The 23,575-nt window shown below is 66.4% G+C and carries 28 protein-coding genes and 1 tRNA gene; 9 read left to right on the top strand and 20 right to left on the bottom strand.

Annotated elements, in window-relative coordinates; translation table 11 throughout:
- The first annotated feature begins 149 nt into the window (after window positions 1-149).
- Together SriyCCGPB3_RS01235 and SriyCCGPB3_RS01230 are read left to right on the top strand one after the other, a co-directional pair.
- Complete coding sequence (locus SriyCCGPB3_RS01235; protein WP_043035190.1) at window positions 150-1,484, top strand: MFS transporter; 1,335 nt, start codon at window positions 150-152, stop codon at window positions 1,482-1,484.
- A 10-nt stretch (window positions 1,485-1,494) separates the two neighbouring features.
- Window positions 1,495-1,848: a hypothetical protein gene (locus tag SriyCCGPB3_RS01230; protein ID WP_258011622.1), complete on the top strand. Its 354-nt coding sequence runs from the start codon at window positions 1,495-1,497 to the stop codon at window positions 1,846-1,848.
- A 126-nt stretch (window positions 1,849-1,974) separates the two neighbouring features.
- Here SriyCCGPB3_RS01230 and SriyCCGPB3_RS01225 read toward each other — a convergent pair whose 3' ends face one another.
- The 4 genes from SriyCCGPB3_RS01225 to SriyCCGPB3_RS01210 form a co-directional block, all read right to left on the bottom strand.
- A complete protein-coding gene (locus SriyCCGPB3_RS01225; protein ID WP_153856791.1) occupies window positions 1,975-3,627 on the bottom strand; it encodes a M28 family metallopeptidase in 1,653 nt (550 codons plus the stop codon).
- A gap of 149 nt (window positions 3,628-3,776) precedes the next feature.
- Window positions 3,777-4,709, bottom strand: a complete 933-nt coding sequence (locus tag SriyCCGPB3_RS01220; RefSeq protein ID WP_153856755.1) for an MBL fold metallo-hydrolase — start codon at window positions 4,707-4,709, stop codon at window positions 3,777-3,779.
- 156 nt (window positions 4,710-4,865) lie between these two features.
- Window positions 4,866-5,168 (bottom strand): hypothetical protein, encoded by a 303-nt coding sequence (locus SriyCCGPB3_RS01215; RefSeq protein WP_014035662.1) that lies wholly within the window; start codon window positions 5,166-5,168, stop codon window positions 4,866-4,868.
- A gap of 126 nt (window positions 5,169-5,294) precedes the next feature.
- Window positions 5,295-6,587, bottom strand: a complete 1,293-nt coding sequence (locus SriyCCGPB3_RS01210; protein ID WP_164162508.1) for a tryptophan--tRNA ligase — start codon at window positions 6,585-6,587, stop codon at window positions 5,295-5,297.
- Window positions 6,588-6,695: 108 nt separating this feature from the next.
- Here SriyCCGPB3_RS01210 and SriyCCGPB3_RS01205 point away from each other — a divergent pair, with 108 nt between their 5' ends.
- A complete protein-coding gene (locus SriyCCGPB3_RS01205; RefSeq protein ID WP_153856753.1) occupies window positions 6,696-7,490 on the top strand; it encodes a hypothetical protein in 795 nt (264 codons plus the stop codon).
- A gap of 73 nt (window positions 7,491-7,563) precedes the next feature.
- Here the strand turns inward: SriyCCGPB3_RS01205 and SriyCCGPB3_RS01200 are convergent, their stop codons facing one another.
- The 3 genes from SriyCCGPB3_RS01200 to rocF form a co-directional block, all read right to left on the bottom strand.
- Window positions 7,564-7,785 carry a CsbD family protein gene (locus SriyCCGPB3_RS01200; RefSeq protein ID WP_004137109.1) on the bottom strand — a complete coding sequence of 74 codons (222 nt, stop codon included), beginning with the start codon at window positions 7,783-7,785 and terminating at the stop codon, window positions 7,564-7,566.
- Between the two features lie 201 nt (window positions 7,786-7,986).
- Entirely contained in the window at window positions 7,987-8,124 is a 138-nt protein-coding gene (locus SriyCCGPB3_RS01195; RefSeq protein WP_008266021.1) for an entericidin A/B family lipoprotein, read from the bottom strand.
- A 162-nt stretch (window positions 8,125-8,286) separates the two neighbouring features.
- A complete protein-coding gene (gene rocF / locus SriyCCGPB3_RS01190; protein WP_049431469.1) occupies window positions 8,287-9,207 on the bottom strand; it encodes an arginase in 921 nt (306 codons plus the stop codon).
- 130 nt (window positions 9,208-9,337) lie between these two features.
- On the opposite strand from rocF, the gene SriyCCGPB3_RS01185 reads away from it, so the two are divergent.
- Complete coding sequence (locus SriyCCGPB3_RS01185) at window positions 9,338-9,685, top strand: hypothetical protein (protein ID WP_153856752.1); 348 nt, start codon at window positions 9,338-9,340, stop codon at window positions 9,683-9,685.
- A 24-nt stretch (window positions 9,686-9,709) separates the two neighbouring features.
- Here SriyCCGPB3_RS01185 and SriyCCGPB3_RS01180 read toward each other — a convergent pair whose 3' ends face one another.
- A complete protein-coding gene (locus tag SriyCCGPB3_RS01180) occupies window positions 9,710-10,480 on the bottom strand; it encodes a DUF3011 domain-containing protein (protein WP_110710774.1) in 771 nt (256 codons plus the stop codon).
- 158 nt (window positions 10,481-10,638) lie between these two features.
- Between SriyCCGPB3_RS01180 and SriyCCGPB3_RS01175 the strand changes: the two genes are divergently transcribed.
- A complete protein-coding gene (locus SriyCCGPB3_RS01175) occupies window positions 10,639-10,962 on the top strand; it encodes a hypothetical protein (RefSeq protein WP_110710773.1) in 324 nt (107 codons plus the stop codon).
- Between the two features lie 57 nt (window positions 10,963-11,019).
- On the opposite strand, the gene SriyCCGPB3_RS01170 is transcribed toward SriyCCGPB3_RS01175, so the two are convergent.
- The 3 genes from SriyCCGPB3_RS01170 to SriyCCGPB3_RS01160 form a co-directional block, all read right to left on the bottom strand.
- Window positions 11,020-11,154 (bottom strand): DNA-binding protein, encoded by a 135-nt coding sequence (locus tag SriyCCGPB3_RS01170; RefSeq protein ID WP_258011623.1) that lies wholly within the window; start codon window positions 11,152-11,154, stop codon window positions 11,020-11,022.
- Between the two features lie 668 nt (window positions 11,155-11,822).
- Window positions 11,823-12,575: a hypothetical protein gene (locus SriyCCGPB3_RS01165; protein ID WP_228756465.1), complete on the bottom strand. Its 753-nt coding sequence runs from the start codon at window positions 12,573-12,575 to the stop codon at window positions 11,823-11,825.
- Window positions 12,575-13,504, bottom strand: a complete 930-nt coding sequence (locus SriyCCGPB3_RS01160) for a transglutaminase family protein (protein ID WP_350259755.1) — start codon at window positions 13,502-13,504, stop codon at window positions 12,575-12,577. Before SriyCCGPB3_RS01160 ends, SriyCCGPB3_RS01165 begins: the two co-directional genes overlap by 1 nt.
- Before the next feature lie 367 nt (window positions 13,505-13,871).
- On the opposite strand from SriyCCGPB3_RS01160, the gene SriyCCGPB3_RS01155 reads away from it, so the two are divergent.
- Entirely contained in the window at window positions 13,872-13,952 is an 81-nt protein-coding gene (locus SriyCCGPB3_RS01155) for a hypothetical protein (protein WP_197592592.1), read from the top strand.
- A gap of 123 nt (window positions 13,953-14,075) precedes the next feature.
- Here the strand turns inward: SriyCCGPB3_RS01155 and SriyCCGPB3_RS01150 are convergent.
- The 4 genes from SriyCCGPB3_RS01150 to birA all read right to left on the bottom strand — a co-directional run bounded on the left by SriyCCGPB3_RS01150 (window position 14,076) and on the right by birA (window position 16,753).
- Window positions 14,076-14,151 (bottom strand) — tRNA-Thr (locus SriyCCGPB3_RS01150).
- Window positions 14,152-14,192: 41 nt separating this feature from the next.
- Entirely contained in the window at window positions 14,193-15,047 is an 855-nt protein-coding gene (locus SriyCCGPB3_RS01145) for an SPOR domain-containing protein (protein WP_164162504.1), read from the bottom strand.
- A 9-nt stretch (window positions 15,048-15,056) separates the two neighbouring features.
- Window positions 15,057-15,788, bottom strand: a complete 732-nt coding sequence (locus SriyCCGPB3_RS01140; protein ID WP_004153755.1) for a type III pantothenate kinase — start codon at window positions 15,786-15,788, stop codon at window positions 15,057-15,059.
- Window positions 15,785-16,753, bottom strand: coding sequence for a bifunctional biotin--[acetyl-CoA-carboxylase] ligase/biotin operon repressor BirA (gene birA, locus SriyCCGPB3_RS01135; RefSeq protein ID WP_350259754.1), 969 nt, complete (start codon window positions 16,751-16,753; stop codon window positions 15,785-15,787). The genes SriyCCGPB3_RS01140 and birA overlap by 4 nt, the downstream gene beginning before the upstream one ends.
- A gap of 144 nt (window positions 16,754-16,897) precedes the next feature.
- Here birA and SriyCCGPB3_RS01130 point away from each other — a divergent pair, with 144 nt between their 5' ends.
- A complete protein-coding gene (locus tag SriyCCGPB3_RS01130) occupies window positions 16,898-17,182 on the top strand; it encodes a hypothetical protein (RefSeq protein ID WP_110710769.1) in 285 nt (94 codons plus the stop codon).
- Entirely contained in the window at window positions 17,149-17,940 is a 792-nt protein-coding gene (locus tag SriyCCGPB3_RS01125; RefSeq protein ID WP_324187363.1) for a zinc-dependent peptidase, read from the top strand. The genes SriyCCGPB3_RS01130 and SriyCCGPB3_RS01125 overlap by 34 nt, the downstream gene beginning before the upstream one ends.
- 469 nt (window positions 17,941-18,409) lie before the next feature.
- Here SriyCCGPB3_RS01125 and SriyCCGPB3_RS01120 read toward each other — a convergent pair whose 3' ends face one another.
- The 5 genes from SriyCCGPB3_RS01120 to SriyCCGPB3_RS01100 form a co-directional block, all read right to left on the bottom strand.
- A complete protein-coding gene (locus SriyCCGPB3_RS01120) occupies window positions 18,410-19,834 on the bottom strand; it encodes an ATP-binding protein (protein WP_094001618.1) in 1,425 nt (474 codons plus the stop codon).
- A 25-nt stretch (window positions 19,835-19,859) separates the two neighbouring features.
- Window positions 19,860-20,543: a response regulator transcription factor gene (locus SriyCCGPB3_RS01115; RefSeq protein ID WP_004136763.1), complete on the bottom strand. Its 684-nt coding sequence runs from the start codon at window positions 20,541-20,543 to the stop codon at window positions 19,860-19,862.
- Window positions 20,544-20,616: 73 nt separating this feature from the next.
- Window positions 20,617-20,991 carry a hypothetical protein gene (locus tag SriyCCGPB3_RS01110; RefSeq protein WP_110710766.1) on the bottom strand — a complete coding sequence of 125 codons (375 nt, stop codon included), beginning with the start codon at window positions 20,989-20,991 and terminating at the stop codon, window positions 20,617-20,619.
- Window positions 20,992-21,204: 213 nt separating this feature from the next.
- Complete coding sequence (gene dusA / locus SriyCCGPB3_RS01105) at window positions 21,205-22,236, bottom strand: tRNA dihydrouridine(20/20a) synthase DusA (protein WP_194936658.1); 1,032 nt, start codon at window positions 22,234-22,236, stop codon at window positions 21,205-21,207.
- A 206-nt stretch (window positions 22,237-22,442) separates the two neighbouring features.
- The gene (locus SriyCCGPB3_RS01100; protein WP_350259753.1) at window positions 22,443-23,093 is read right to left on the bottom strand and encodes a DUF6338 family protein; all 651 of its coding nucleotides are present in this window, start codon (window positions 23,091-23,093) and stop codon (window positions 22,443-22,445) included.
- Window positions 23,094-23,373: 280 nt separating this feature from the next.
- Between SriyCCGPB3_RS01100 and SriyCCGPB3_RS01095 the strand changes: the two genes are divergently transcribed.
- The gene (locus SriyCCGPB3_RS01095; RefSeq protein ID WP_350259752.1) at window positions 23,374-23,568 is read left to right on the top strand and encodes an addiction module antidote protein; all 195 of its coding nucleotides are present in this window, start codon (window positions 23,374-23,376) and stop codon (window positions 23,566-23,568) included.
- The last annotated feature ends 7 nt before the right edge of the window (window positions 23,569-23,575 follow it).

The raw sequence follows: 23,575 nt of genomic DNA, 5'->3' as shown, positions 1-23,575 counted from the left end.
GCTGTCATCCATCCATGCACCCTGCTCTGGTCTGCTACCCCGTGTTGACGGTCGATGCAGTACCAAGAGGGCTGCCCGGCCGCGCCGCCCCAAGGCCGGGCGCCGTTTTCCCTGCGCACGGACGCGCCGCATCGAGGATTCTCACCCAGATGAGCACCACGTCCCAACCTGCTGTCCCCGCGAACGACCGCGCCGCCCTGCGGCGGTCGATCTCCAACACCCTCAAAGGCTCCGCCGGCAACCTGGTGGAGTGGTACGACGTCTACGTGTACTCGGTGTTCGCCGTGTACTTCGAATCGCAGTTCTTCTCGCCCGATGACAAGAACTCCACGATGTACGTGTGGGCGATCTTCGCGGCGACCTTCCTGATGCGCCCGATCGGCGCCTGGTTCTTCGGCCGCTTCGCCGACCGCCATGGCCGCCGCCTGGCGCTGACCGTCTCGGTCACGCTGATGGCGCTGTGTTCGTTCCTGATCGCCATCACCCCCACCGCCGCCAGCATCGGCATCTGGGCCGCGGTCATCCTGCTGTTTGCGCGCCTGCTGCAGGGCTTCGCCACCGGTGGCGAGTACGGTGCCAGCGCCACCTACATGTCCGAGGCCGCCATTCCCGGCCGCCGCGGCTTCCTGTCCTCCTTCCACTACGTCACCCTGGTCGGCGGCCATGTGCTGGCCCAGCTGACCCTGCTGCTGATGCTGACCTTCTGGGGCAAGCCGGAAATCTCCGAGTGGGGCTGGCGCATTGCCTTCGGCATCGGCGGCATCGCCGCGGTGGTGGTGTTCTGGCTGCGCCGGGGCATGGACGAGTCGCTGTCGGAGTCGTCCATCGAGGCCGCGCGCGAGGGCAAGGCACAGAAGTCCGGCTCGATGTACGAACTGTTCGTGCACCAGTGGCGGCCGCTGCTGCTGTGCTTCCTGATCACCGCCGGCGGCACCGTGGCCTTCTACACCTACTCGGTGAACGGCCCGAAGATGATCCAGAGCGCCTTCGCCGGCAACGACCCGATGACCGGCACCCTGATCAACCTGGGCGTGCTGGCGTTTCTGATGGTGCTGCAGCCGGTCGGTGGCTGGCTGTCGGACATCATCGGCCGCAAGACCCTGCTGGTGTTCTTCGGCGTCGGTGGCGTGCTGTACAGCTGGTACCTGATCACCCAGCTGCCGCACCAGCATGACGCCACCCTGGCGTTCCTGACCCTGGCGCTGGCGTTCGTCATCCTCACCGGCTACACCTCCATCAACGCCGTCGTGAAGGCCGAGCTGTTCCCGACCCACGTGCGTGCACTGGGCGTGGGCCTGGGCTACGCGCTGGCCAACTCGCTGTTCGGTGGCACCGCCCCGCTGCTGTACCAGGGCGCGCTGAAGACCGGCCACGTCGACTGGTTCGCCATCTACGTGACCGCGACGATCGCGGTATCGTTGGTGGTCTATGTGTTCTTCCTCACCAACAAGGGCCCGAACTGGCTCGACGGCACCCGCAAGTAAGCGCGTCGTCATGATCGCGGCCACCGGTGCATTGCCGGTGGCCGCTACGTCTCCCGCCACGCCATTGATGTGGATCGCGGCGACGCTGGCCGCAGCCACGGCATTGGCCTGGCTGCTGCGCCGCCCCAACGCGCAGGCCGCGTGGCCGCGCATCGGATTCGGGATTGCCCTGCTGGTGTTCTGCGCCGCGCTGGCGCTGCAGCTGGCGGTGGACCTGGGCAGCGGCCACAGCTCGCTGCAGCTGCGCCTGCATCGCGGCATCAATGCAGGGTCGCCGGTTGGACTGCGCACGATGGTGGCGTGCTATCTGGCAGCGCTCGCCGCCAGTGGCTGGGGCGCGTGGACGCTGCTGCGCCGGCGCTGACGAATACCCGGGCGTGCCGGCCGCTGGCCGGCAACGCCACCTCTTTCGGTAGTGCCGGCCGCTGGCCGGCAACCTCATGAACCTTCGGAAAGAGCAGGGAGTTGCCGGCCAGCGGCCGGCACTACCTCAACGGCGGGCCGCTTCGCTCTTGTCGCGCGCGCCGCGGAACTCCGATTCCTTTTCCCACGTCGGCCAGCGGCGGCTGTTGGCCAGCTCGGCGCCCAGGTCGTAGACCAGCAGGGTGTCGGCGGCGTGGCCGCTCGGGTCCCAGCTCGGGGTCCAGGCATCGCAGGCCTGGTGGTAGCAGTCAGCGAAGTACTTCTCGCGCAGCGCGCGGCCGGCTTCAACGCCGCCGTCCAGCTTGTCCAGCCCCGGGCCGATGGTGATCGCCGGCACGCCCAGGCGGGCGAAGGCGAAGTGGTCGGCACGGTAGAAGAAGCCGGCTTCCAGGTTCGGGTCCGGGCTGTAGCTGCGGCCGCGGGCCTTGGCCACGCGCTCCAGGTCACCCTCCAGCGAGACCCGGCCCTTGCCCCACGAGGCGATGTCACGGGTCGCGCCATCCGGGCTGAACATCTCGATGTTCAGCACTGCAGCGGTCTTGTCCAGCGGCGCCAGCGGGTGCGCGGCGTAGTAGCTGGCACCCAGCAGGCCCTTCTCTTCGGCGGTCAGGGCCACGAAGTACAGCGTGCGCTGCGGCTGCGGGCCGGCGGCGAACACGCGGCCCAGTTCCAGCACGGTGGCCACACCGGTGGCGTTGTCGATCGCACCGCGGCGGATGCGGTCACCCTTGGCGTCCGGCTGGCCGATACCAAAGGCATCCCAGTGCGCGGAGAAGATCACGGCCTCGTCGGCGTGTTCACCACCGGGCAGCTTGGCCACCACGTTGCGGGTCACCACCTGCTCGCGCTTGAGCGCGAAATCAACGCTCAGCTTCGCGTTGTCCAGCGCCACCGGGCGGAAGTCGGCACGCATCGCCTTGCGCTTCTCGGCATCGAAGTCGAGGCCGGCGTCGGCGAAGATCGCCTCGGCCAGTTCGCGCTGCATCCAGCCACGCAGCGGCGTGTGCTGCGCCATCGCCTCGGCCTGGCTGCGCTCGATGTCGAACAGCGGCGAGGTGCCCGAGCTCTTCACCGTGGCCCAGCCATAGGCGGCCGGTGCGGTCTCGTGCACGATCAGCACGCCCTCGGCGCCACGGCGTGCGGCTTCCTCGAACTTGTAGGTCCAGCGGCCGTAGTAGGTCACCGCCTTGCCGTCGAACGCGCCCGGCGCATCGGCTTCGAAATCGGCGTCGTTGATCAGCACGACGGCGATCTTGCCGTGCAGGTCCACGTCCTTGTAGTCGTTCCACTGACGCTCCGGCGCGTCGATGCCGTAGCCGACGAACACCAGCGGCGCATCCTTGATCTGCACGCGCTTGCGCGGCTGCAGGCTCTGCAGGGTCACGTCCACGCCGTTGGCCAGCGCGCGCTTGCCCTGCTTCAGCGACAGGCTGGCCTTGGCCGCGCCGTCCAGCTGCGCGCGCACCAGCGGCACCGGCTGCACCCAGCTGCCGTCCACGCCGCCCGGCTGCAGGCCGTAGCTGCGGAACTGCTCGATCAGGTACTGCACCGTGCGCTCTTCGCCCTCGGTGGCCGGCGCGCGGCCCTCGAATTCATCCGACGCCAGCACGCGCACATGGCGCGACAGTGCCTGCGGATCGATGCCGCCGCCGGGCAGATCGTTGGCCGCATGGGCCAGGCCACCGACGAACAGGCAGGACGACAGCAGCAACACGCGCATCGGATTCACGGCAGTACCACGGCTAGCTTGGAAGTCACCAGAGTGTAACGTGGTCGTGACATCACGGCGCAGCATGGGCCCACGTCATCCACGCATGGCGTGGATCTACCAGTGGCACACCGGATTCCCGCCAATAGGGCGCGCCCAGGTCAGCGCGATACGCGGTCCAGCCAGCACGCCAGGCCCTGCGCGTTGAGTTCGATGTCCATCGCCAGCACTGCAGTCACCGCGGCATCGTCCAGCGCACAGCCATGCAGCTGTGCACGTTCCAGGTACAGCGCCTGCAGCGCGGCCAGCAGGCAGCGGTGGCGGTCCGGTCGCCCGTCGCACTGGCGGCCGATGGCGGCCATCGCATCGATCTGCTCGAACAGGTCTTCGGCCAGCTTTTCAACCTGCTGCACGCGCCCATAGTGGGTCAGGTACATCGCCTGCGGCGCGTAATCGAGCATGCGCCGGATCGAAGCCTTCATCGCCTCCGGGTCGAACTGCACCGGCGAGGAGGTCGGGAAGATGAAAGCGCCCTGCGCACTGTCCAGCTCGCGGTAGGAGATGCCGAACGTATCGCCGGTGAACCAGCTGCGGCTGCGTGCATCCCACACGCAGTAGTGGTGCAGCGCGTGGCCCGGGGTATGCAGCAGCACCAGCTCGCGGCCGGCCAGGTCGATGCGGTGGCCGTCTTCGGCCACCACCACACGGTGCTCCGGAATCGCCTCGATGCGGCCATAGCTGCGCGCGATCTCTTCGGCGCCGTATACCGCCGTGGCGCCAGCGATCAGCCGGGTCGGGTCGATCATGTGCGGCGCGCCGCGCGGGTGCAGCACCGCCTTCGCATTCGGCAACTGCTGCATCAGCAGGCCTGCACCGCCCGCGTGATCCAGATGCACGTGGGTGAGCAGCAGCCAGTCCACTGCCTCCACGCCCAGGCCGGCATCCGCCAGCGCCTGCAGCATCGCCGGTACCGACAGGCCGGTGCCGCAGTCGACGAACGCAGCGCGGCCGTTTTCAACGATCAGGTAAGCCGCGTCGAAATCCGGGCGCTGGAAGCCGGTATCGATGGTGTGGATGCTGGGGTCGGCGGTCATCGGCACGCACCTGGCAGGATCGGGAACAGACCCCCATGGTAGGCGCGCAGGCGGCCCGGGTTCGATGCGGCTTTGGTCGGGTAGTGCCGGCCGCTGGCCGGCAACCTCGGGATAACCAGGAGAATGCATGTGCCGGCCAGCGGCCAGCACTACCGATCAGCCGGAGCGCAATGCGAACCGCGGCCGCAGCAACAGGGCCAGCACCAGCACCGCCAGGAACGCCCCGTAGGCATACAGCACCGCCAGCACCTGCGGCCAGATCGGGCCGGCGCCGGGCTGCACCACACCGATGCGGTAGCCCCACAGCATCGACACGATGCTCAGCGCGAACGCCAATACCAGGGTGGTGCCATCGAACAGGCGCCGCCGCGCGGTACGCGGCTGGCGCGGGAACAGCCAGTACAGGCTGCCCAGCAGCAGGAACCAGGGCAGGAACAGCAGCAGCGACAACCAGGCCATCGCAGACTCCATGTCATCGCGCCGGAGGCGCGTGGACATCATGCCATGACCTTCGTTCACGGGTAGTGCCGGCCGCTGGCCGGCATCCGCCCTTCAACGGCGCCGACCAAGGTCGGCATCTACCGATCAGTCGGCTCGCAGCGCCGCAAGCGCGGCCAGCACTACATCCACTTCCGCGTCCAGCTTGAACAGCTCGCTCTGCAGCTGGTCGCCCTGCTCGGCCTGCTTGATCACCGCGATCAGCTGGCCCGCATCGCGCGGCGAATCGAAGCCTTCGCTCTGGATCAGCAGCGTGCCGTCACCGGCGGTCAGCTTGAAGTAGAAACGGCCATCCTTTTCGCGGTACTGCTTGAACAGCGGCGGTGCCACGCGGGCCACGCCGGCATCCTCGCTGGCGATGTCGCCCGCAGTGGACAGGTCGCGCAGGCCCACCGCATGGCGCAGCTCGTCCAGCAGCGGTGCCGCCAGCTGCTCGCGCAGCTGCTGGCCGCGGCGCTTGAGCAATGCTTCGATCTTCTCCGGCTCGGCCATCAGCGCGTTGTAGCGCTCGCGCAGCGGCGACAGCTCGCTGTCGATGCGCTCGAACAGCTGCTGCTTGGCATCGCCCCAGCTGATGCCCGCGGCGAACGCCCTGGCGAACTCCGCGGTCTGTTCCGGGGTGGCGAACGCCTGGTACATCTGGAACAGCGCCGAGCCCTCGGTGTCCTTCGGCTCGCCCGGTGCGCGCGAGTCGGTCAGGATCGAGAACACCAGCTTCTTCAGCTCCTCGCGCGGCACGAACAGCGGAATGGTGTTGTGGTAGCTCTTGCTCATCTTGCGGCCGTCGAGGCCCGCCAGCGTCGCCACCTGCTCGTCGATCACCACGTCCGGCAGCGGGAAATACTCCTTGCCGTACACGTGGTTGAAGCGCTGCGCGAAATCGCGCGCCATCTCGATGTGCTGGATCTGGTCACGGCCCACCGGTACCTGGTTGGCCTTGAAGATCAGGATGTCGGCGGCCATCAGCACCGGGTACATGAACAGGCCGGCGCTGACGCCCGCATCTTCGTCCACGCCTTCCTCGCGGTTCTTGTCCACCGCCGCCTTGTAGGCGTGCGCGCGGTTGAGGATGCCCTTGCTGGCGATGGCGGTCAGGAACCACATCAGCTCGGTGGTCTCGCGGATGTCGCTCTGGCGGTAGAACCACACATGTTCCGGGTCCAGGCCGCAGGCCAGCCAGCTGGCCGCGATCTCCAGGGTCGCGCGCTGGGTGCGCTGCGGGTCCTGCGACTTGATCAGGCTGTGCAGGTCGGCCAGGAAGAAGAAGCTCTCGATCCCCGGCGCGCGGCTGGCCGCGATGGCCGGACGGATGGCGCCAACGTAGTTGCCCAGGTGGGGCGTGCCGGAGGGGGTGATGCCGGTAAGGACTCGGGTCGTCATGACTGCGTGGGGTAACCTTCGATGAACGGGGCCAGTTTACCTTGCACGCCACCAACCCCGTCAGGGCCTGCGGTGCGTTCATTCACGCAACCCCGCTGGAGACGCCCGATGAAACGCCTGCTGCCCCTGCTGCTGATCCTGCCCCTGGCCGGTTTCCGCCCGGCCCCGATGCCGCCGCCGGTGTACGAAGGCGGCCCCGTGCGCATGGCCCTGGTCGACCGCGACCGTGGCACCGAACTGCGCAGCTACCCGGCCCAGGGCCAGCGCTGGGTGGCCGGCGAGCGCGGCCATCGCTACGCCGTGCGCCTGTACAACGACAGCCCGCGCCGGGTGCTGGTGGTGCTGTCGGTAGACGGCGTCAACGCCATCTCCGGCGAAGATGCCGATCCTTCGCAGACCGGCTACGTGCTCAACCCCGGCCAGCGCGCCGACATCACCGGCTGGCGCAAGAGCCAGGACGAAGTGGCGCAGTTCGTGTTCAGCAGCCCCAGCGGCAGCTATGCCAGCCGCACCGGCCGCCCGGACAACATCGGCGTGGTCGGCGTGGCCGTGTTCGAGGAGGCGCGCCGCTGGTATCCGCAGCCGATCCTGCGCCGTGGCCTGCCTGCGCCGGCACCGGCCGCCGAAGCGGCCGCTGACGCAAGCGCCAGCCGCATCGAGGGCTACGCCAACAAGTCGCAGGCGCCAGCGCTGGGCACCGGCCATGGTGCACGCGAACAGTCCTCGGTGCGCGATACCGACTTCGAGCGTGCCAGCCGTAGTCCCGCACAGGTGCTGCAGCTGCGCTACGACAGCGCCCGCAACCTGCGCGCGCGCGGCATCCTGGTGGATTCGCCGTCGCGCCTGCCGCGCGAACCGCAGGCCTTCCCCAACCGCTACGTGCCGGATCCGCCGGCACGCTGATCGCCCGCCCAGACAGCACAACGCCCGCTACCTCACGGTGCGGGCGTTGTGCTGCGGGGGAAACGAAAGCGGCTTACTTGTAGTCCGGATAGTCCTTGCTCACGCTGTCCTGGAACTCACGGACTTCCTTCTCGGCGCGGTCCTTGGCCCAGCCATAACGTTCCTGCAGGCGGCCGGCCAGATACTCGGCATTGCCTTCGGCCACATCGAAGTCGTCGTTGGTCAGATCGCCCCACTTGGCCTGGGCCTTGCCCTTCAGCTGCGACCACTTGCCGGAAATGATGTCTTTGTTCATTGCTGGGAGTCCTTGGTTGCAACGGCGTTCTTACCGTGGCTCCAGCTTCGCGCAGCAGCCGTTGGGCAGCGGTCAACCGACCATGAAAACGCTGCTCACCTGCTTGAATGGTTCACTCCGCTTCGACAGCACGCAGCGAAAAGCACGCACAAAAAAGGCCGGGGAAACCCCGGCCTTTTCTCTTTCCGTTCCGTGCAGGGCTCAACGGCCCTTGGCGGTGTCCTCAACCTTCTCACCCGCCTTCTGCACGTCCTTGCCGGCACCGGCAATGGTGTTGCAACCGGCCAGCAGGGCCACCGAGAACATCGACAACAGCATCAGGGCAACTACGCGCTTCATGGGCTTCTCCTTGGGTTTGCCGCTACACCGCTTCATTCGCGGATGGGATTCTTTCGCTCGGCGGGAGAAGGCCAACGCCCACCACCGCCGCGTGAAGTGCAATCTGGCGGCAGCGGCGTGGAGCGGGTGTGAACGGATCGACGATCCGTTCAGGCCGGGTGCTCAGTCGCGCATCAGGGTGGACTTGCCGAACAGGCTTTCGACCAGGTCCACGGCCAGCTCGGCGGTGGCATTCTGCTTGTCCAGCAAGGGGTTGAGCTCGACGATGTCCAACGACCCCATGCGTCCGGTGTCGGCAATCATTTCCATCACCAGCTGCGCCTCGCGGTAGTTGACTCCACCCGGCACGGTGGTGCCCACGCCCGGCGCGATGCTCGGGTCGAGGAAGTCGACATCGAAGCTGACGTGCAGGTGGGTGTTCTCGTCGATCCCGGCCAGTGCGGCTTCCACCGCGCGCTTCATGCCGTTCTCGTCGATGTAGCGCATGTCGTAGACATCGACCTTGTGGGTCTTGATCAGGCGCTTCTCTTCCGGGTCCACCGAGCGGATGCCGATCTGGTGCATCTGCGCCGGGGTGATCGCCGGTGCACTGCCACCAAGACGGGTCAGCGCATCCGGGCCGAGGCCGCACAGGCAGGCCACCGGCATGCCATGGATGTTGCCCGACGGAGTCACGTCGCTGGTGTTGAAATCCGAATGTGCATCCAGCCACAGCACGCGCAGGGTCTTGCCCTGCTCGCGGCACCAGCGCGCCACCGCGGTGATCGAACCGATGCCCAGGCAGTGGTCGCCGCCGAGCATGATCGGCATGCGGCCGGCCTGCAGTTCGGCATAGCTGGCTTCCATCAGCGCATGGTTCCACGCCACCACTTCATCCAGGTGGCGGTAGCCTTCCACCGGCGCGGTCCACGGGTTGCGCGGGCCATCCAGGTTGCCCAGGTCGCGCACGTCCACGCCGCGCGCCTCCAGCGCCTCCGGCAGGCCCGCCACGCGCAGCGCTTCCGGCCCCAGCCGGGCACCGCGATGGCCCGCACCCACATCGGTGGGAACGCCAATCAGCGATACGGAAATGGGATGGGCCATGGGTGCCTCCTGCGGGGGAAAAAGAAGCACAGTCTAGCCAGAGCTGTGTGACACCACTCGCGGCGGTGCAGCAGGGCAATCACATGGCATGATGCCGGGCGGACCTGCCCCCGCTTCATGGAAGATTGCGATGTCGCCCTTCATCAATACGGCCTGGCCGCGCTTTTTCATCGGGGCGCTGCCCATCGCCCTTTTTGCGGTTCTGTTGAACAGCACGGTCGATGCGCCACACCACGGCTGGCTGATCCAGACGGCGCTCCTGCTGGCGCCGTTCTCCATCCTGGTGTTCCTTGGGCTTGGCTGGCAGCGTATGCGCAAGGCACACGCCGAACACCCGATTCTGAAAAGCGAGCTGCCCCGTGTGGCGACGGCATTGATCGGCAACGTGAAGCTGGCGGCGCTATGGTTCGGCCTGACCTTCGTTGGCATGTTCACCCTGATGCTGGCGTGGGTGTTGCTGTATAGGTCCTGCAGCTGAAGCCTGCCCCAACCCGCTGCGCGCTCAGCGTTCGCGGCGGCGCACCGGCGTCACGCTCTGCACCTGGCCGTTGTTGCGCATCATGCACAGGAAGCGGCCATCGGGGTAATCGATGATCAGTTCCTGGTAATCGCTGCCCACCGGCATCTGGGTGACCAGAGCGCCCTGCGCGCCCTTGCGCATGTTGCAGGCGCCCAACGCGGTATCGCCTGCCGGCGCGGGGGTAGTCACCGAGGACACATTGCGGAACACCGCGCGGCAGCCGCCATTGACCCACACCGAGTGCCGCGACAGGCCCCAGTTCTTGCCCTCCTCGCAGCGGGTACGGCTGAGCTGGCGCACGATTTCCACATTGCCACGGGTATTCAGATCGCACGACACCTGTTGCTGGCCGGTGGATTCGCAAGTGACTTCGCGCGGCAGCGCGGCATCCCCGGCGGCAGCGTCGCCAGGGCGGGCGCTGTTTGTGGCGGGCGCGGGCGCACCGCTGCTACTGACCTGGCAGATGCCATTGGCGCCGCCTCGGCCGGTGTAGCTGACCTGCGGCGAGGCGTCATCGTTGCGGCTGATCGACAGGGTGATGCCGCTGTTGACATCGCGTGCTTCGAAATAGCGGTCGTTGAAACGTTTCAACGCCGTCTCGCGGCCCTGCACGTAGACCGGCCCGCCTTCATCTGCGTGCACATCGATACCGCCCGGGCAGCTGGCGTTGAAGAACGGCACGGCGGCCATGGCCGGGGCTGCGAACGCGGCGGACAACAATGCGACGGTGAGCGGCAGGGCGTGGCGACGCATGGGCGAGTCCTGACGGATGTGTACTCCCAGTATGCGGTTAGGGTCGGAAGCGGTCTGTGAGGAGAATCAAAATGCGGGCGGTGCATTTTGGCCCTCGTGTTTGTCAGGTTCACAACGTCACTGCCCCGGTTATCGAATCAAGAAGGCCCGCTGCTGGCATGAGCACACCCTATCCAAACCTGAAACCTGTACTTGTGGAGCTGCGATTGGACGAAGTGGATTCGCACGGCGGCGCTGTTGCCGAGATGATCGCCTCCACCGCGCGGCCCATGGCGCTTTCGATAAGCCCTGAACTCATGTGGTACAGCTTCGTACTGAATGACCGCACCATCACCCGGATCACGCCTGGCACGCGGGCACACTGCACGATCTCATTCATCAACCATGACGGTGCGAAGGAGGCACTCCCCGATGGCACCGTGGCCGCCTTCGGAAATGGATCGGCAAGAAGAGGGTTGATCCGCATCATTCGGTTTGATTGAAGCTGATCGCTCCGGCGTTCTCGAGGCGGAAGAGGTGAAGCACACTGCCTTGATGCCTCACACGGCGCTGGCATGCAGCCTCACATCCAAGGCACGGGTCACCTTCAGGATGGTCGCGAAATCAGGGCTGCGCTCGCCGGACAGTGCGCGATACCAGTTTTCCCGTGACAGGCCTGCGGCAAGTACCCACACGGGCGTAGTTCGGGCTGCTCGTCGCAGAGATGGGCCCTTACTCCCGTATCAGTCGGTGTCCGGGAGCCTCGGCTGTTCTTGCCGCCGAAGGCCTCCTTGACCGCCATGGCAACTGCCGGCCATTCTCTGGCCAGATCGTCAGACCGGTTATTTCACATAGTATTGGCCTGACTCACGTGCCGATACCAACGTTTCCGATCATCCATCAAAGGTTGCCGAAAGCGCTATTGGAAGTCGAACCTACCGTGCACAGTAGTACGGAAAAACGGGAAACGATAGCGAGCGAACGGGATCAGCTGCGATGACCTCCGCATCACCGAATGCAGCATAGGCAATGCTTGCCCGTAAAGTTTGGCCTGGCTCCAAGCGAACCTCACCACATCCTCCAGGGCAGTATGTCGTCATAAGTGCCTTCGGATGTAGAGGACCAGTGGCCGTGGTCAAGGCTGCACCTTCGTACCCCATCGGAAATGTGCCATCTTCGGCAGGCCAGCTTTCCTTCGAAAGGCATAAGGGCGTGCCAACGGCAGACGCCAAGGTTACGTCGTATCGCCGCTTCGTTGGGTTATCAACCACCGAAACACTGAAATCCCGGGGTTCTGCGCGCCGAAATGGACTAGCGCAGGCAGCGATCGCCATGCACAGCAAGGTGCCTGCCAGAATCCTGTTCATCGAGCTTGGTCCATGATGTGGTCAGGATTGATAAGGCGCTGCTGGCTGGGCAGCGTCTTGAAGATATTCTGTTGCTGAGGGGATCCGAACTTGTATGCCGTGTCGCCATTAAAGAACTGGTCCTTATACCCCAGCACTGCATGCCCGGTTTCGTGACCTGCCCCCCAAGCCAACCTTGACGGATCATTGAAACTCACGTGCGTAGTATTGACTATGACCATTTTCGGCCCGGTGGTAGGCACGCCCGCCAAGGTATCTCCACCGGCCCCATATGCCGCGTTGATTTGCGCACCCGTCATACCATTGGCTGGAATAGCGCCCGCACTGGTATCCCGCAATGCCGCAGCCATTGAGCTCATATCTGAGGCAGCTTTCGCCATGTTCTCTGGAGTGGCTGAGCCAGCACCGAAGTTGCGTTGGAAAGACTTCTCCGCACGCTGGAGTGCTTTGCCCCCTTCGGCCAGTGCACCGTTGATCTTGCCCGCCGCTTTCTCCAAGCTGCCAGCGGCGCTCTGCTGGGCGCGGTCGAACTGATTCCACTGCCTGTCCGTCCAGCCGGTACCACGCGACAGGCGCCCGTCCGGGTCGGTAAAGCTATAGGGATTGTTGTTCCCATACCAGTAGCGGTTGTAGTTGGCGCCCGTATTTGGATCGGCTTGTACGGGATCGGCTGAAACGAACCGGGCCGACGCACTGGAAGCGATGGCGCACAGCGCCACGGTCAACAGCCCTGGAATGGCAATGCGCATCACAGTCCTCTTCTCGCGCGTTCGCGCTGGATGGATTGTAGGTAGCTGGCTTCCTGCTCCGGCGTTTTCTGCGTCCAACCAAGTGATTCGGCCTTGGCAAGCCATGCCAGATTCTCGCGAGTCAAACGGTGAAATTCCCCGTGCAACTCAGGTGGCAGATCTTCCGCATTCGAATACCTGGAGCGGATGCGTTGCTGGGTCTGGATGTAGTAGGCATTCGCCTTCCATATCATCGCTACCGGGTCCTTCGGATTGGCGGCCAGCGCCAGATCGGCCACGGCCATGAGCGCATCGGCGTCCTTCTTCGCCCCGTAGTGCTCCATCAGTGTGCTGGCGATGGCGCCTATCCCTTCGTGCGGCAGCAGCGGGCGCAAGTAAAGTCCATTGTCCAATGACGCCTCGGTGATCCCCGTTTCACGCTGGTAGCTGCTGTCGTATTTGAAGCCGCCCGCAGTGGCTTCAACGTTCAACCACATCTGCTGCTCGTCGTCGGCGAACTTCACCAGCAGGTGATTGGGCGCCGTAGCAAGCGCGACAGTCAGCCCCAGCCGCTGGCCCAGGATGACAAAGAGAATGGGCATTGAGACGCAGTTGCCCTTGAGTGTGGCCAAGTAGGTAGCTAGCTGCTTGTTCTTCGGATTCTTACCCAGTGGGTCCGACAGGTCGTAGGTAAAAGGCTTCCCCTGGTTCCACTCGCCCGGCATGTAAAGCGTCTTGAGCAAAGCGTCGAGGACCTGTCGCGCCGTCGGGTTGCCAGGCACATTGCCGCGTACAGCGTGCTCCCACTGATCGACTTGCCGACGCACTGCCACAGTGTCAGTGGACGGATCAATGATGCTATCCACTACCAGCTTGGCGGCGACATAGTCGACACGATCGTCAGGCAGTTGAAACTGGGCATGCAAGGGCGAAGGGTCATCAGCGGCCAAGGCAAGCGGGGCCAGAGCAAACAAACACGCGCCCCAAGCCCGTTCGATCCATCGGCGGCTTGCCTGTCTCCCCATGGCATTCCCTTCCCTTGCCCTCTGATGATCCTATGCGCTGTCAACGGCCACTGTCCAATTGCCACCCTCGACCTGCAGGCAGACGCCCGACTCTTCAACGGCGAAGTTATCCCCCAAAGGATGACGCTCTTGTCGCCCGACATGAAGCCCAGGGGGCCGATGTACCCGCCACACTCATTCTTGGCGTTGGCCCGGCCACAGGCGACGATGCCGAACTCCTCAGTGAAGTTGGCGCACACGTCCCGGACCTGCACGGCGTCCGGGTCCCAAGGGGGCCCGTGAACGGGCCGGCGTGTCGCAGGTCGATCTGGCCGAACGGCTGGGCAACACGCAGACGCTCGTGTCGAAGTGCGAGCGCGGGGACGTCGGATAGAGGCCGGGAGCGGATCAAGTTCTCCGAGGCGCTCGGCCTGCTGGGCGAGTACCTCGAGCAGCGCGCTGCCAGACTCCAGCCGAAGTCCAGAAAGAGCAAAGCAAAGGGGCGCTGACTGTACGATGGTGCCGCTTATCCGAATCGAACGGATGACCTACTGTTTACAAGACAGTTGCTCTACCAACTGAGCTAAAGCGGCATGGGTGCATCACCGGCGGCAGTGCCGCGGTCCGGGGGATTCTAGCGCAATCGCGCGCATTCCAGCGACCGGCTCTGCGCCGCCCCGCTGCGCTGCTGGGCCTGGGCCGGCTGCGTGCCTGCCGCCAGCTGCCCTTCCAGCCACCATTGGCCGGCGTCGCCGCTGGCGACCAGGCGCGGCTGGAAGCCTGCGGCCTGCACCGCTGCCATGCGGCGCTCGGCGCCTTCGCGGTTGCGGTACTGGCCCAGCGCCACGGCGTTGGCTTCCTCGCCCTGGCTGATGATGTAGTAGTCGCTCAGGCCTGCGGCGACGATGCGCTTCACCGTGGCCTGGGCCTCGTCGCGATTGGCGGCGGCCGGCAGCATCACCCGGTAGCGGGCGCCGCCGCTGGCAGCAGGCTGTTCGCGCAGGCGCACCTGGTTGAGCACAGCACCGGCCCTGCCCTGTGCACTGGTCGCGGCGGCACGGTCGGCGAACGGACCCAGCGCGATACAGCGCGGCGGCTCGGCAGCCGCAGGCGGAGCTGCGGGCTTTTCCGGTGCCGGTGCGGGCGCCGCCACGGGTTTGGCAGCGGCGGCAATCGATGCAGCGGCAGGCGCAGCCTCGGCCGTCTGCGGCTTGGCAACGTCCTGCTTTGCCGGCACGGCTGGCGCAGGCGTCGCAGCCACGGTGGTCTTCGCCGCTGGTTCGCGTTCCACCAGCGGCGAGGCCGGGGCGGCAACGGTGGCTGCGGCGGCCGCGGTTGCATCAACGCCACCGGGCACCCAGCGCAGCTCGGCCACGCCAACGGGTTGCGGCGGCGGCGCAGGCTTCTGCGGTGCATCGCGCAGCAGCCACCAGCAGGCGACGCCAAGATTGAGGATGGCCAGTACGACGATCAGGGCACGGGTCAGCATGCGCGGATACTAGCCTGCGGGCTGGTGCACCGCCCAGCGGGCGAGGCCATCCAGCACCAGCGACGGGTGGTAGTCGGCGCCAGGCAGCAGCGGCATCAGCGCCGGTGCGCCGCCACCGTGCACCAGCAGCGACGGTGCCACGCCCAGCAGCGCATGCGCCTGCTGCGCGCTGCGTTCGATCAGCGCCACCGCCGCACCGTCGCAGCCGGAGGCCAGCGCGTCAGCGGTGTCGTTGGCAAATTCGCTGTAGTCGCCGCCGGTCGCGGGCAGCTGCACGGCACGGGCATGCAGCGCTTCACGCATGGTGGTGGGCGACGCGGAAATGCGGCCGCCGTGGTGCTGGCCGTCGGCGTCGAGCAGGTCGATCGTCAAGGCAGTGCCCACGCCAACCACCAGCACCGGGCGCTGCGCCTTGGCAGCGGCCAGCAGGGCCAGGAAGCGATCGACACCGAATTTTTCCGGCTTGGCATAGGCAATGCGCACGCCCGCGCATTCGGCGCTGGTGCGCACCACATGCACATGCTCGAAGCGGCGCTGCAGCTGGTCCAGCATGGCGCTGGTCAGCGACGGCGCGGCCACGCTGGCCACGAACGCGGTGGTGCCGCTGGGCAGGCTGTGCGGCGGCTGCCCGGCCATGCCTTCGGCGCCGTGCGCCCAGGCCTGCACGTCGCCGGCACGGTCACCCTGCAACGGCGCGAACTTGAAGCGCGAGTTGCCCAGGTCGAACAACCAATCGCTCATGCCGCCCTCACGCTGACTTCGCCGGCGTGCAGCAGGCGTTCCTGGCCATCGATGCGCACGCACAGCGCGCCGTCGTCAGCCAGGCCAAGTGCGGTGCCGTGCTGCCACTGCCCGTCCAGTTCCACGCGCACTTCGCGGCCGGCCAGCATGTCGAACGCGGCGTAGCGCGGCAGGAACGGAGCGAGGCCTTCGCGATCGAATTCTTCCAGCGCCGGCAGCAGGCGCGTCAGCACGGCAGCAACGACCACGTTGCGGTCCACCGGCTTGCCGGCCAGCGTATCCAGGTCCACCCACGGCTGGGTGATCTGCTCGGCGAACGACGGCGGCATGTGCGTGTTGATGCCGATGCCGATCACCGCGCGCGCCGGGCCCGCGTATTCGCCACCACCTTCCGCGAGCAGGCCGACCAGCTTGCGGCGGCCATCGACGATCAGGTCGTTCGGCCATTTCAGCTGCGCCTGGGTATAGCCCAGGTCGTGCAGCGCTTCGGCCACGGCGATACCGGCCACCAGGCTCAGCCCGGCCAGGCGGCCAAGGCCACCGGAGTACAGGCGCAGCACCGACAGGTAGATATGCGCGGCCAGCGGCGAGGCCCAGGTACGGCCACGACGGCCACGGCCACCGGTCTGGCGCTCGGCCAGCAGGACGCTCACCCCGCGCTGGGGCGCGCTGCAACGCAGCAATTCGGCGTTGGTCGAGTCGACCGTCCAGGCCACCTGCAGGTCGTGCAGCAGGGGCAGAACCCCGGCAGGCAGGCCAGCACGGATCGCGTCCGGGTCCAGCAGGTCGACCGGGCGGGTCAGGCCATAGCCTTCGCCGGCGCGGCCCTCGACGTCCACACCGGCGGCTCTAAGTCCTTGAATACGCTTCCAAATGGCCGCCCGGGTCTGGCCCAGCTCACGGGCCAGGGCGTCGCCGGACAGGCGACCGGCAGCGAGTTTGGCCAGCAATTGGCGATCGTCCACGGCAGCTTCCACGAAGTCAGGAAGGAATTATGCGGGAAAGCCGCCAGCGACGCCCGCCACGCTGGGTTCCGCGGGGGCTTCCAACGGAGCGGCAAGTTCGGGCTAGAATCGGGAACTCACCTTCCCTTAACGTGGATGTCGTCAATGCGCCGTTATGCCCATTGCCTGATCCTGCTGATGATGCCCTTCGCGGCGTCTGCCACAGCAGCGCTGGACGACAGCCGCGGCGCCTGCGTGTCGTCCAACGGTGATGCCGCCTCTCAGCGCGCACCGACCGCGACCGCCTCGTCAGCCACCACCAAGCCGGCGGCAGTACGCCCGGCCGCCAGCAGTGCCACCAGCACCGGCGGCGGTGGCAGCGACGATGACGTGCTGCAACGCATCCGTGCGCCGAAGTGGCACAGCTACCTGCCGGGAATGTTCCGCTGATCAAGTCGTTGCTGCAGTGGGTGCGGCCTGCGCCGCGGCCGATCGACGATGTACTGTGGAATGAGGCCTGCCGCCGCGCCGCCTGGCTGCACGGTCTGGACGACGAACGCCGCGCGCGATTGCGCGTACTGGCCACACGCTTCCTGCACGAGAAGACCATTACCCCGATCGGCGAGCTGCAGCTGCAGGCCGGTGACGGTGTGCTGCTGGCCGCGCTGTGCTGCCTGCCGCTGCTGGAGTTCGGCGAAGTGGGCCTGGAAGGCTGGTCGCAGCTGATCGTCTACCCCGATGCATTCCGCGTACATCGCAGCCACATGGATGCGGCCGGCGTGCTGCACGAATGGGATGACGAACTGATTGGCGAGTCGTGGGACAGCGGTCCGTTGATCCTGTCCTGGGCCGATGTGCAGGCCGACCTGGCGGCGCCGCACGAGGGCTACTGCGTGGCGGTGCACGAGATGGTGCACAAGCTGGATGCACTGGATGGTGCGATGGACGGCACGCCGCCGCTGCCGCGCGAATGGCAGCGCGAATGGGCGGGCATTTTCCAGCGCGCCTACGACGCCTTCTGTGCACAGGTGGACGCAGGCGAGGAAACGCTGATCGATCCGTATGCGGCCGAGGCGCCGGAAGAGTTTTTCGCGGTGGCCAGCGAGTACCACTTCTCGGCGCCGGATCTGCTGCAGCAGGCGTTGCCGGAAGTGGCCGCGCAGCTGCGGCGGTTCTATGGCAAGCCGCCGGCGATCGAAATACGGTAGTGCCGGCCGCTGGCCGGTACCTTGGCACTGCCACCGAAGATCATGAGGTTGCCGGCCAGCGGCCGGCACTACCGGAACACCACGCGCTGTTGCGCCAGGCGATACCCGGCGGGCGGGAGCGCGCAGCTGCGGCGGTTCTATGGCAAGCCGCCGGCGATCGAAATACGGTAGTGCCGGCCGCTGGCCGGCACCTTGGCACTGCCACCGAAGATCATGAGGTTGCCGGCCAGCGGCCGGCACTACCGGAACACCACGCGCTGTTGCGCCAGGCGATGCCCCGCGGACGGGAGCGCGCAGCTGCGGCGGTTCTATGGCGAGCCGCCGAAGATCGAAATACGGTAGTGCCGGCCGCTGGCCGGCATCCTGGCACTGCCACCGAAGATCATGAGGTTGCCAGCCAACGGCCGGCACTACCGGAACACCACGCGTTGTTGCGCCAGGCGATGCCCGGCGGACGGGAGCGCGCGGCTTACGGTCCCGGCGGCAGGCGCACTTCGAAGCGCGCCCCACCCAGCTCGCTGGAGCGGCCTACGGCCAGTTCTCCGCGGTAATCCTTGATCAGGTCCTGCACGATCGACAGGCCGATGCCGTGGCCCTGCACGCGCTCGTCGCCACGGACGCCACGCTGCAGCACCTTGCCGATGTCGTCAGGGGCAATGCCCGGGCCATCGTCGTCCACCGCCAGCAGCAGGCCGGCGCGACGGGCGTTCGGTGCCGGCAGCGGCTGCGCGGTCAGCAGCACGCGGCGGTTGGCCCACTTGAAGGCGTTTTCCAGCAGGTTGCCGAGCAGTTCCTGCAGGTCACCCGGTTCGCCATGGAAGCGCGCGGCCGGGTCGATGTCGAATTCGCACAGCACGCCCTTGGAGGCATAGACCTTTTCCAGGCCCCGCACGATTTCCTCGGCGTTGGATTCGATCGGCAGCGGCGCGGAGAACAGCTTGTGGCCCGACGACGCAGCGCGTGCCAGCTGGTACGAGACCAGGTTGTTCATGCGCTGCAGCTGCACGTCCAGTTCCTCGCGCAGCGCGCCGTCGCCGGCGCCGCTGTCCATCTGCGTGCGCAGCACCGCGATCGGCGTCTTCAGGCTGTGCGCCAGATCGGCCAGGGTGTTGCGCTGGCGCTCCAGGTTCTCGCGCTCGCTTTCGATGAAGGCGTTGATGCTGTCGGTCAGCGGTTCCAGCTCGCGCGGGTGGCGCTCGCTCATGCGCTCGGTCTCGCCGCGCTGCACCTTGGTCAGCTCGGTGATCACGCGGCGCAGCGGGCGCAGGCTCCACTGCAGGATGACGGTCTGCAGCAGCAGCAGGATCAGGCCGATGCCGCCGAGGTAGAACCAGACCCGGCTGCGGAACACGCGCAGCTGCGCGCCCAGCGCGCGTGAGTCTTCCATCACGTAGATGGTGTACGGGAATTCGGTGGCGGGGTCGGCGTCGGCGTCCCACACCAGGCCCAGGCCATAGCGGTACACCGAGCCCTGGCTGCCATCGATCTGGATCATCGGCAGCGGGCCTTCGAACACTTCCTGGCGCGGTGCCAGCAGGCCGCCGCCGACGGTGGGCAGCATCGGGCCTTCGGCGGACATCGAGTTGCCCTTGCCGTGCGGCATCACCACCTGCAGGTACAGGCCACTGCCCGGCACGTCGAAGCGCGAATCCGGCGGCTGCTCGCGGATGTACAGCGAGCGGTCGCGGGTGAAATCGATGCCGGCCGCATAGGCGGTGGCGTAGTTCTTCAGGCGCTCACGCAGGTTCGCCTTCGCCGTATCGGCGAAGGCGGCGTCGAGCGCGTAACCGGCCAGCGCCAGGAACGCGACCAGACCCACGGACGCGGCGAACATCTGGCGCGCCTGCAGTGAGCGCGGCCGCCAGCGTCGGAAGAACCACAGACGGCCGGACATCGTGTAATCGCCAGGGTGAGCCGGCTCAGCCCTCGTTGCGCGGGATCGCGAAACGGTAGCCGCGGCCGCGCACGGTCTCGATCGGCTTCAGCTCGCCATCCGGGTCCAGCTTCTTGCGCAGGCGGCCGATGAAGACCTCCAGCACGTTCGAGTCGCGGTCGAAGTCCTGCTGGTAGATGTGCTCGGTGAGGTCGGCCTTGGAGACCAGTTCACCGGCATGCATCATCAGGTACTCCAGCACCTTGTACTCGTAGCTGGTCAGGTCGACATTGCTGCCGGCGACGCTGACGGTCTGGGCGGCGAGATCCAGCGCAACCGGGCCGCATTCCAGCGTCGGCTTGCTCCAGCCAGCGGCGCGGCGCAGCAGCGCGTTGACGCGGGCCAGCAGTTCTTCGACGTGGAACGGCTTGACCAGGTAGTCGTCGGCGCCCTGCTTCAGGCCCTCGACCTTGTCCTGCCAGCTCGAACGCGCGGTCAGGATCAGCACCGGGAACTTCTTGCCTTCGTCACGCAGGGCCTTGATCAGCTCCATGCCCGACATCTTGGGCAGGCCGAGGTCGATGATGCCGACATCGAACGGGACTTCGCGCCCCATGTAGAGGCCTTCCTCGCCGTCCTGCGCAGCATCGACGGCAAAGCCTTCGCGCTTGAGCCGGGCTGCCAGGGTCTCACGCAGCGGGGCTTCGTCTTCGACCAGAAGGATACGCATGAACTCTCCCTAGTGTCCTGGGTGTGGCCCGGAGGCCTGTGGGGTACGGGTTGATAACGACGACTATCCCTGTTCAGGGGTTATCGCCGCGTAGTGATGACATATCCGACCGCGGCGTGCGCGGCTGTGAACGCGACGGGGCAGGGTCGTCCATGTAGCGGACCCGGCCCCGGTCGTCCATGTACTTCACCCGGTTGATGTCACGACCATCAAACGGCACACGCTCGGCGCCGAGGATGTGACCGCCGGTGGTGCGCTGCACGCGGCGCACGGCATCGGACAGCGATCGCTCGTCGCCACGATTGCCACGCTCGCCCCGCTCCATCATCTCCGCCCTCGCCTGCTCGCCACGCGGCGGCTGTTGTGCCAGCGCCGAAGACAGCGGCACAGCCGACAGCACCACGCAGGTGGCCAGGGCAATGCGGCAATGGAAGGGAGCGGAAGACATCGATGCGATCCTAGCCGAGCTCGGCGATTCGTTCAAAAGTCGTAAATCCGGGTGCCGGGTTCGGGACCCGGCGTTTTACAAATCCTTTGCAAATTCTTGGTTTGGGGCAGTGAATCCGGTCTGAACTTTTCCGGCCCTTCGCCTGCGTCGTTCAGCTAAGTGAACATTCGGGACGAATCGCCGTCCCTTGTCAAGTCGGGAGTGTGACTGCGGTCACGCTGCGGCGCGATCAGCGTCGCGCTCGGTGACGGCCAAGGCCTGTTCGACCAGGCTCCAGTCGGCGCCCGGGCGGTGTGCGCCCTCGCTCAGCACCTGGCGGAATGCGCGGCCACCGGGCTGGCCGTGGAACAGGCCGAGCAGGTGGCGGGTAATGTGCTTCAGTGCCAGGCCTTCGCCCAGCCGCGCTTCCACGTAGGGGCGCAGCGCGCGCAGCAGGTCACCACGGGCCTGCAGCGGGGCGCCGGTATGCAGCGCCTCCAGCTGATGCAGCAGGTAGGGGTCGTGGTAGGCCGCGCGGCCCAGCATCACGCCATCGACGTGCGCGGCCTGCGCCTGTACCGCCTCGATGCTGGCCAGGCCACCGTTGAGCACCACCGGCAGTGCCGGGCGCTCCTGCTTCAGACGGTAGGCCCAGTCGTACTTCAGCGGCGGAACCTCGCGGTTCTCCTTCGGCGACAGGCCCTTCAGCCACGCGTTGCGCGCATGCACCACCACCATCGCCGCACCGGCGGCAACCTGGCGGTCGACGAAGCTGGCAAACACGTCGTAGTCGTTGTCCTCGTCCACGCCCAGGCGGCACTTCACCGTCACCGGGATATCAACCGCGTCGACCATGGCCGCGACGCATTCGGCCACCAGCGCCGGCTCACGCATCAGGCAGGCGCCAAAACGCCCGGCCTGCACGCGGTCGGACGGGCAGCCGCAGTTGAGGTTGACCTCGTCATAGCCCCACTCCGCGGCAATGCGCGCGGCCTGCGCCAGCAAGGCCGGATCGCTGCCGCCCAGCTGCAGCGCCAGCGGCTGTTCGCTGCGGTCGAAGCCGAGCAGGCGTTCGCGATCGCCGTGGATGACCGCGTTGGCATGCACCATTTCCGTGTACAGGCGTGCGCCCGGCGCCAGCACCCGATGGAACACGCGGCAATGGCGGTCCGTCCAGTCCATCATCGGGGCAACGGACAGGCGCAGGGAATCGGCGTAACGGGCGGTGGCGGACGTCATCGGGGCATTGATCGTGGAGACTGGCATTGCCAGTGAGATCAATAGTTTACACCGCGCGACTGAATGCGCCCGGTCAGCCGCGCGGCGAGCGCCGGTTGGGCCCGGCTCCGGCTGGCGGCCGGGGCGGGCTGGGTGGCGGAGGCGGACGCCTCCTGCCCTCGGGGAGCTTGGGGTTCGCGTTCTCCATGGATACGACCAGCTGGTCCAATGGTGGATTGGAACCCTTCCTCAACTTAGCCATCGTCTGTCTCCTGGAGAATCTCGACCCACTGCACATCCACCGCGTGAATCAGTATGCCATCGAGCTGCGGAAGCTCGACCATGGCGGGGCTGGCCACGGGATCCGCTGCTGGATCGGCACCTTCATCCGGTGGATCCGCATCCACGAGCCAGGCCGGCATCTGCATGTAGAACTGTCCCGCAGCGGGGCTGATCGGCCATTCCTTGGGGTATCCCGTCAGCCGACGGCCATCCTTCAGCTGCAGCACCACGAAGGCGGGACGCGTACCCAGCACGCAGTACCACTCGCTCGGGTGGGATGTCCTCGTGGTGAAGCCTGCACGACGGAGAACCCTGTGGAGGGAATCCTTGTTCGCAGCGAGGGCCAATCCTGCCCCCAGCAGTGCGGCGAGGACAAAACCCCATAGCAGGCTGCTGGTCTCGGTCCAGGTCCCCAGCACAAAGCAGCGACCAGCCAGCAGGAGCATCAGTTCGGTGAACTTGACCAGCACCTGGACCGCGAAGGTGAACACCAACGCTTCCACGGTCCGTTCGAACTGCGGCGGCTTGGGATGGGATGTCAGCCCATAGAACACCCATGCAGACAGGAAACCCGGCAGCAGAAAGGTCAGCAGCGTGGTGGCGTTGTTGAAGAGCGAATCCATCCCGTAAGAAGTACTCCGTCGTGAGGATCACAACGGAGCACGATCGCGGCGATTCTTCCACCCGATGTGGGGTTCACAGGCTGAAGATGCAGCAACCGCAACAGCGGCCATGGCGTTGCAATGCTGCAGTCGCAGCCTATAGCGTCAATGTGCGCTATCGAACGGCACCTTCCAATGCCCTGCACCGCGTCGCTCGGGAAAGCTCGACCAAGCTGGTGGTCTGCCATGTGAGGTACAGTCCAACGCGTTGCAGGTTGCAAACGCTTTCCTTGGATTCGCAATGAGCAGGCTGAGGACGATTCCCTTCGATCCCGCAGACTATCTGGATGATGACGTCGCAATCGCCACCTATCTGAGCGCAGCGTTGGCGGTTGGTGATGCAAGCCATTTCCAGGAGGCGCTTGGAACAGTCGTGCGAGCGCGCGGCTCACGCGGCAATGCCGAAGAATCGGGTCTTAGCCGCGACAACCTATAGGTAGGCG

Source organism: Stenotrophomonas riyadhensis (genome assembly GCF_040256885.1).
Classification (GTDB): Bacteria; Pseudomonadota; Gammaproteobacteria; order Xanthomonadales; family Xanthomonadaceae; genus Stenotrophomonas; species Stenotrophomonas riyadhensis.
This window is presented reverse-complemented; position numbering and strand designations above follow the sequence as displayed.